The organism is Kitasatospora sp. NPDC059722 (assembly GCF_042733235.1).
GTDB lineage: Bacteria > Actinomycetota > Actinomycetes > Streptomycetales > Streptomycetaceae > Kitasatospora.
On sequence record NZ_JBHWGD010000088.1, the window covers coordinates 15,278 to 20,266 of the forward strand.

Below are 4,989 nucleotides of genomic sequence, written 5' to 3' on the forward strand. Positions count from 1 at the left end.
GTGGCGCGGCGGGGCGGGGCGGCCGGCGCGCGGGGGGGCCCCCGGCCCGGGGGGGGGGGGGGTCGGCGCACCCCCGCCAGTCGGCGAGGGCGCAGCTCGCGCCGCGGGCGGCCAATGCCACGGCCTCTGTGAGCCGTTGGAGCTCGGGGGCGACCTCGAACAGGGCGCCGGCCGGGGTGAGGGTGGGCAGGAGCAGGGCCGCCAGCGGGGTGAGGATGTCGCTGGCGATGCGTGCCGCCACCGGGTCGGTGCGGGTCACGGCGTCCCCGGTGGCGGTGCGCACGGCGTCGGCGAGGGCGGCGACGGCGGCGGTGAACGCGCCGAGCGGTGTGGTGGCGGAGACGAGCGTGACCTGGGTCCGTCCGGCGGTGAAGTCGACGGCGGACTCGGCGACCGTCCGGGCGTGGACGTCGGCGGCGAGGCCGGTCGGGGCGAACGTGAACAGCAGCCTGTCCCCCTTGCGGAGGTTGGCGGTCGTCCCGTCCACGGCGAAGGTGACGAGCGCCGAGTCGATGTTCTCGCGCGTGATGTCCGGCGGGTCGGCGAGGCGGACGGCCAGGGTGTTCCACTCGGCGCGGGCGACGAGGTCCTCGCTCGTCTCGAAGGTCTGCGGCAGCTGCCCGGCCGCCGCCTGGCTCTTCACCCCGGACCCGGCCGGGACGAGGGTGTGCGCCCCCGGGTCGAGCGTGTACGCGAGGTGGGTGCTCGACCCGAGCGGCGGGCGGGGGCGGTGGCCGGCGAGCAGGCCGAGGTGGTCGAGGGACTCCGGCTCGGTGGCGGTGCGCAGGTAGCCCTCGTCGGCGATGCGCTCCTGGTAGAAGGTGAGCACCTCGCCGACCACCGCCCAGCAGTCGAGCAGGGCGATCGCGGGGTCGTCCGGTTCGCGGGTGGTGAGCGGGTCGAGGGCGCGGCGGCTGGAGAGCCGGGCGAGCATGGACGCGCGGAAGGTCGCGTAGGTGCCCGCGCGGTAGGCGAGCGCAGGCTGCCCGGGCGGGTTGAAGACGGGCGTCGGCGTGACGGCCTCCACGCCTGTACAGCAGGTGCCGCCCGTGCAGCAGGTGTCGGCGCAGGAGCCGGACGTGCAGGTCATCGGCCGCCCTCCAAGTCGAGTGCGAGCCGGCCGTGTTCGGGCCGGGACGGGTCGTTGTCGAGCTGCGCGACCTCCAGCGGACCGATCGGCAGCACCCCGCTGGTGAGCGCGTCGCCGCGGTCGGCCGGATCGGCGAACAGGCGGTGCAGGCGGGTGACTTCGGCGTGCTGCACGCCGGGGACGGCCGCCGCCGCTGCCACCAGCCGGCTGACCCGGACGGGGTCGCCGAAGACGAGCGCGTCCGGGGCGAAGAGCGCGGCGAAGGCGGCCAGCAGCCCGGCGCGGACGTGCCCGGCGACGTGGTCGGGCTCGACCCGCACGTGGAGCGCGACGTCGAGCGGAACGAGCGTCGCGGTGAACTCCGCGAGGTCGTGGCCGATCCGGCGGTAGCGGAACAGCGCCGCCCGGCCGGCGTCGAGCAGCGCGCCGGGGGCCGTCTCGGTGCCGAAGGCCTCGACGGCCACCTGCGCCTCGTGCCAGCTGCCCGTCCAGCGGAGGTCCGCCGCCGCCCGGCGGACGCCCGGGACGGCGGCGGCCAGCGCCGCGTAGTCGTCGGCGGTGATCGCGCGCAGGAGCCGGGTGGTCGGCACGACCGGCGCGAGGCGGCGGACGTCGTCGACGGGCTCGGGATCGACGCCGCCGGCGGCGGGCAGCGGGTTGCGGACTGCGCGGATGCCGTGCTGGTGGGTGGCGCAGAGGACGATCCGGCTGATCGCCTCGGGGCCGACGTTGCCGGGTGTGCCGTTGCCGACGCGGTAGCGGGCGGTGCACTGCGCGCCGGGGGCATCGGCGAGGGGGAACGCCGCGCCGTTCAGGCCGTCGCCGAAGCGCAGCCGCAGGACGCCGTCGTCGTCCGTCTCGCCGACGAAGTCGCGGTCCGCCGGGCCGCTGTCCAGCAGGTCGCGGCGGGGGTGCCAGTCCTGGCCGTCCTGGTCGGTGAGGCAGACGGCGGGCAGCGCGGCGCGGGGGTCTGGGGCGGTGGCGAGCGCGGCCGGGCCGCGGAACGCGGGGTCGTCCTCGCGGAGGTGCGCGGCCTCGTCCTCGCCCCAGCTCTGCCCGAGCTCCCAGCCCTCGGCGTCGTGCCGGAGCACCTGGCCGGCCCTCGCCCGGCGGACGAGCTCGCGCAGGCGGGCGAGCTTGGCCGCGAGGAGGTCGTCGAAGCGGGCGAGCAGGGTGCGCAGCGCCTCGCGCGGGTGGTCGTCGGCACCGAGGCGCTGGAGGACGGCCTCGCCGAACAGCACGACCAGGTAGGCGCGTTCGGCCGGAGTGAGCGTGCCGTCGTGCGGGGGCAGGCGGTGCCAGATGGCGGTGAGGCGCTGCCGGGCGCGGTCGGGCATGCCGAGGAGGCGCGCGGCCTGGGCGGCGGCGATGACGGGGTCGGTGGGGAAGGGGGCGCTCTGCGTCACGGGGAGCAGGCGCAGCGCGGGGGAGAAGCGGACGGGCAGCGGCGGGTAGGCCGGCCGGCCGACGGTGTCGTCGGCGCAGCACGAAGGACAGCCGGGTTCCTGCGCCGGCGCGACGGGCACGTCGATCGGCTCCGCCGGCTGGTGGCACCAGTCGATGCTCGCGCCGTGCTCGACGAGCACGGTGTTGCCGCGCGCGACGCCGACCTCCAGGTCCGTGCAGTCGGGGCCGCCGCGCGCGCTGACGCAGAGCGGGAAGGCCAGCGCGTCCTCGTGGGCCCAGGTGACGTTCAGGAGGGGCTGGTCGTAGAGCCGGTCGAGGTCCTCGGTGACGGAGACGAGGCGGACGGCCTGGCGGTGGGTGCGGTCGGCGTCGGCGGGGGCGCCCGTCCTGGCGCCGAGGACCTCCTCGAAGACCAGGACGTCGCCGGGGCGCAGGCACAGGGCCCGGCGGTCCGGTGAACCGTCGGCGAGGGAGGCCGAGGTGGCACCGGCCGGGAGGCAGCACTCGGCGTCGCCCCACGTCCACACGTGGATCAGGTTGTGGGCGGGGCGCAGTGGCACGGGTTCGGCGTGGACGGGTTCGAAGACCTGGTACGGCGGCAGGTGGCGGCGCTGCTGGAGGTCGGTGGCGAGCAGGGCGGGGCCGAGCTCGGGCAGGACGGTGGGGGCGAGCGTGAGGAAGCGGAAGTCCCCGGCGGACAGGGTGAGTTCCTCGCCGGTCTCCAGGCAGACCCAGGCGCGGGCGGCGCAGCCGTCGTGCATGGCGTAGTCGACGAGCCGGGCGTGGCGGCGCACGGAGACGCGGTGGCGGGCGGTGTCGAGGTAGGCCTCGGTGGCGGCGGCGTCCTGGCGGTAGCCGAGGCGGTCGGCCTCGTAGGCGAGGAGTTCGACGAGGGTGATGGCGAGGTCGGGGACGTGCCGCTCGGTCCAGGCGGGCATGGTCAACGAGAGCCGGTCGAGCAGGAGTTGGCGGAAGCTCGCGTAGTCCTTGGCGAGGTAGTCGATCTCGGGCGCGGGCGCGGGCGGGTGCGGGTGCGCGGGCGTGCAGGTGTCGGCGGGGGCGCAGTCGAGCGTCGCGCATTCGGGCCGGAAGGTGAACGCGGCGCTCGCGTACCGGGAGTCGAATCCGGGGTACGGGTCGGTGCTCGGCCTGCCGTGCGGGTCGGCGCGGACGACGCTCAGGCGGTAGGCGGAGAGATCGCCGGGCCGGTCGACGGCGAGGACCAGCCGGTCGGCCAACTCCCGTTCCGCGTCGGCCTCCCGGCGCACCGCCGTGACGGTGATGCCGGTGATCCGCTCGCCGCCGTCGATGCGGAAGTTGGCGGGCGTGAGGCCCGCGGGCGCCTTGCCGAAGAGGACGACGACGAGGGCGTCGTCGAGGACGTCCACGCTGTCGATGCCGTTGAGGTCGGAGGTGCGCAGCTTGGCGCGCCGCCGCTCGTCCGAACACGTCACCGTGCCACGCTCCCTTCGAGGACGTCGGTGCGGACCTCGCCGGTGGCGATGAGCAGGTAGCGCAGCTCGATGCGCAGGGTGCTCTCCTCGGCCGTCACCCGGAGCGAGTCGACGACGATGACGTCGCCGAGCCAGCGGTGCAGGGCGCCCTCGGCGGAGACCTGGAGGGCGGCGGCGAGTTCGACGCTGTCGGGCTCGAAGACGAGGTCGAGCAGGCCGCAGCCGAAGTCGGGGCGGTTGACGCGCTCGCCGGGGGTGGTGAACAGGAGCTGCTCGATCATGTCGCGCACGTGGTCCGGGTAGGCGGCCTCGGCGGTGCGGCCGCGGCCGTCGATGCGGAAGGGGAAGGCCGGGTCCATGGCTCACAGCCCCGTGACGAGGGTCTGCATCGCAAGGACCAGTGGAGGAGCGGGAGTCGGCGACCCGATGCACACCCCGCCGCCGGGAACGGGCGGCGGGGTCGGCGGCGGCGCCTGCACCAGCAGTGGCGCGCCGTTGACCAGCACGGAGGACACGTTCGTCCACTGCACGGTCGCGCACGGCGGTGTCACGGCGCAGCCCGCGATCACGAGCCGGCCGGCGCTGGTCGCGACCGGCATCCCCTGGACCAGCGCCCCGGGCGGCCCGGCGGGCAGGATGGTCACGGTGCCGCCGTGCGGGCAGGTCATGGTCGCTCCGGTGTGGAGGGCGAGGCCGGGCATGTGGTCCCCCAAGCGCTATTGCGGTACGACGAGCGTGCCGTTGTTGATGATCACGGAGGTGCCGGCGAGGCGGATGCTCGCGAGGCCGGGCCCGCAGGAGAGTTCGATCCCGGCTTCGCTGAGCTTGATGTACGGCCCTGCGGCGCCGTGCAGTTGGAGCCGGATGCCGCCGGTGGGCTCGGTGGCGTCGGTGAGCAGCACGTAGGTGCCCCCCCGGGGGGGGTTCAACAACAGGGGGCCCCACGGGGGCCCCCTTTGGGGGCACCGGGGGGGGGGGGTAGGACCGCCGCCCCCGATACCCGGGCCCACCGCCCCGGTGTACGAGCCGCGCACGAGA

General features: G+C 75.9%; 4 protein-coding genes and 1 pseudogene. All 5 read right to left on the bottom strand.

Going from position 1 to position 4,989, the window contains the following annotated elements:
• Positions 1 to 1,090, bottom strand: a pseudogene (locus ACFV4F_RS35315) (putative baseplate assembly protein); the annotation flags it as partial.
• The gene (locus ACFV4F_RS35320) at positions 1,087 to 3,951 is read right to left on the bottom strand and encodes a putative baseplate assembly protein (RefSeq protein ID WP_380508848.1); all 2,865 of its coding nucleotides are present in this window, start codon (positions 3,949 to 3,951) and stop codon (positions 1,087 to 1,089) included. The gene ACFV4F_RS35320 and the pseudogene ACFV4F_RS35315, both read right to left, overlap by 4 nt.
• The gene (locus ACFV4F_RS35325) at positions 3,948 to 4,310 is read right to left on the bottom strand and encodes a GPW/gp25 family protein (RefSeq protein ID WP_380440834.1); all 363 of its coding nucleotides are present in this window, start codon (positions 4,308 to 4,310) and stop codon (positions 3,948 to 3,950) included. Before ACFV4F_RS35325 ends, ACFV4F_RS35320 begins: the two co-directional genes overlap by 4 nt.
• A gap of 3 nt (positions 4,311 to 4,313) precedes the next feature.
• Positions 4,314 to 4,652, bottom strand: coding sequence for a hypothetical protein (locus ACFV4F_RS35330; protein ID WP_380508851.1), 339 nt, complete (start codon positions 4,650 to 4,652; stop codon positions 4,314 to 4,316).
• Between the two features lie 15 nt (positions 4,653 to 4,667).
• On the bottom strand, positions 4,668 to 4,883 hold the full coding sequence (locus ACFV4F_RS35335; protein WP_380508853.1) for a hypothetical protein: 216 nt from the start codon (positions 4,881 to 4,883) through the stop codon (positions 4,668 to 4,670).
• Between the last annotated feature and the right edge of the window lie 106 nt (positions 4,884 to 4,989).